Source organism: Streptomyces sp. NPDC002690 (assembly GCF_053592415.1).
This window is the reverse complement of sequence record NZ_JBSFVR010000658.1, coordinates 1-2097: the sequence shown is the minus strand read 5'-3', so window position 1 is coordinate 2097 and position 2097 is coordinate 1. Positions and strand designations below refer to the sequence as shown.

The following is a 2097-nucleotide window of genomic DNA, read 5'->3' as shown; positions in this document are numbered from 1 at the left end:
ACCACGGCCATGCCGAGCCCCGCTCGTACGAATCCGAGCACCGCGTCCATCTCACCGCCCTCCACCGTGAACGACGGCTCGAAGCCCTCCGCCCGTGTGATCACGGGACGCGGCACCGGGCCTTCGTCATGGAGCGGGCGACGGGAATCGAACCCGCGTAGCTAGTTTGGAAGACTAGGGCTCTACCATTGAGCTACGCCCGCACAAGCGCACCGGCGCCGACGATCCGGCCCCGGGTACGAAGAGCATCGTAGCGGGTCGGAGCCGGTGCCCGCACACCCGTATTCCGGGGGCGCACCGCTGTGGGGCCGACGATGCGTCCGACGCGCCCCGCCCGCTGCCGTAGCCGGGGCGGGCCATCTGTCGCAGGGCCGCCGGAAAGCGGCGGAAGGGCGTCCTTTCTGCATGTACCCTCTGTGTCGCACCGACGGGGTGTGGCGCAGCTTGGTAGCGCGTCCGCTTTGGGAGCGGAAGGTCGTCGGTTCGAATCCGGCCACCCCGACCACCAGGAAGATCGCATTGGGGGAGTCATCCCCCTTGCCGTTACTATGCAAAGTGCGTGCCCGTGTGTCTGATGAGCCGGGCCGATCCGCGAAGCCGCCGACAGGCGGCGCGCGGAACCCCCCGAAGTCAGCCACCAAGGAGACCGAACCGTGAAGAGCGCCGTGGAGACCCTGAACCCGACCCGGGTTCGGCTCAGCATCGAGGTGCCCTTCGAGGAGCTCAAGGACAGCCTCGACGCGGCCTACAAGAAGATCAACCAGCAGGTCACGGTGAAGGGCTTCCGTAAGGGCAAGATCCCGGCCCGCGTCATCGACCAGCGGTTCGGCCGCGGTGCGGTTCTGGAGGAGGCCGTCAACGACGCCCTCCCGAAGTTCTACACCGAGGCGGTCAACGAGGGTGAGCTGAATGTCCTCGGCCAGCCCGACGTCGACATCACCGAGCTGAAGGACGGCGAGCTGCTCTCCTTCACCGCCGAGGTGGACGTGCGCCCCGAGATCGAGATCCCGGACTACTCCGGCATCGAGGTCACCGTGGACGCCCTCGAGGTCAGCGACGAGGACATCGAGAAGGCCGTGGAGCAGCTCCGCGAGCGCTTCGCCTCCACCAACCCGGTCGAGCGCGCCGCCGCCGAGGGTGACGTCGTGACGATCGACCTGCAGGCCAAGGTCGACGGCGAGGTCCTGGAGGACGGCGTGGCCGACGGTGTCTCGTACACCATCGGTTCCGGCGAGCTCCTCGAAGGCATCGACGAGGCCGTCAAGGGCCTGGAGGCCGGTGGCGAGGCCACCTTCACCTCCGAGCTGAAGGGCGGCTCCGCCGAGGGCAAGGAAGCGGAGGTCACCGTCAAGGTCACCGCCGTCGCCGCCCGCGAACTGCCCGAGCTGGACGACGAGTTCGCCCAGATGGCGAGCGAGTTCGACACGCTGGAGGAGCTGCGCGCCGACAGCCGCAAGCGCCTGGAGAACACCAAGCAGTACGACCAGGCCACCCAGGCCCAGGAGCGCGTCCTCGAAGAGCTGCTGAAGCTCGCCGAGGTCCCGATCCCGGAGAAGCTGCTCGCGGACGAGATCAACACCCGCAAGCACAACCTGGAGCACCACCAGCTCGGCCAGATGGGCCTCGACCTGGAGAAGTTCCTGGAGATCCAGGGCAAGTCCGTCGAGGAGTTCGAGGCCGAGACCTCGGAGCAGGCCGTCAAGGGCATCAAGACCCAGTTCCTGCTGGACGAGATCGTCAACAAGGAGAAGCTGAACGTCAACCAGGAGGAGCTCACCGAGCACCTCATGCGGCGTGCTGCTTCCTCCGGCATGAGCCCCGACCAGTTCGCCCAGGCCGTCGTCGAGGGTGGCCAGGTGCCGATGCTCGTCGGCGAGGTCGCCCGCGGCAAGGCGCTCGCGCTGGTCGTCGAGGCCGCGAAGGTCACCGACACCAACGGTGAGATCGTGGACCTGGAAGACGAGGAAGAGGTCGAGGAGGAGACGGCCGCCGCCGACTCCGACGAGGCCGCCGCCGAGGAGAAGACGGAGGCCTGAGCCTCCCTCTGATCGGCACGACTGATCCGCACGACGGGCCCCGGACGCATCACGCCGTAGA

General features: G+C 67.8%; 1 protein-coding gene, 2 tRNA genes and 1 pseudogene. 2 read left to right on the top strand and 2 right to left on the bottom strand.

The features are described from left to right. Both ACWD3D_RS36415 and ACWD3D_RS36410 read right to left on the bottom strand, forming a co-directional pair. Window positions 1-95: pseudogene (locus tag ACWD3D_RS36415) on the bottom strand (LysR family transcriptional regulator); the annotation flags it as partial. A gap of 34 nt (window positions 96-129) precedes the next feature. Then, window positions 130-203 (bottom strand) — tRNA-Gly (locus ACWD3D_RS36410). 225 nt (window positions 204-428) lie between these two features. Here ACWD3D_RS36410 and ACWD3D_RS36405 point away from each other — a divergent pair. Both ACWD3D_RS36405 and tig read left to right on the top strand, forming a co-directional pair. Further along, window positions 429-505 (top strand) — tRNA-Pro (locus tag ACWD3D_RS36405). Between the two features lie 148 nt (window positions 506-653). Beyond that, window positions 654-2036 (top strand): trigger factor, encoded by a 1383-nt coding sequence (gene tig, locus ACWD3D_RS36400; protein ID WP_451464938.1) that lies wholly within the window; start codon window positions 654-656, stop codon window positions 2034-2036. Window positions 2037-2097 lie beyond the last annotated feature (61 nt).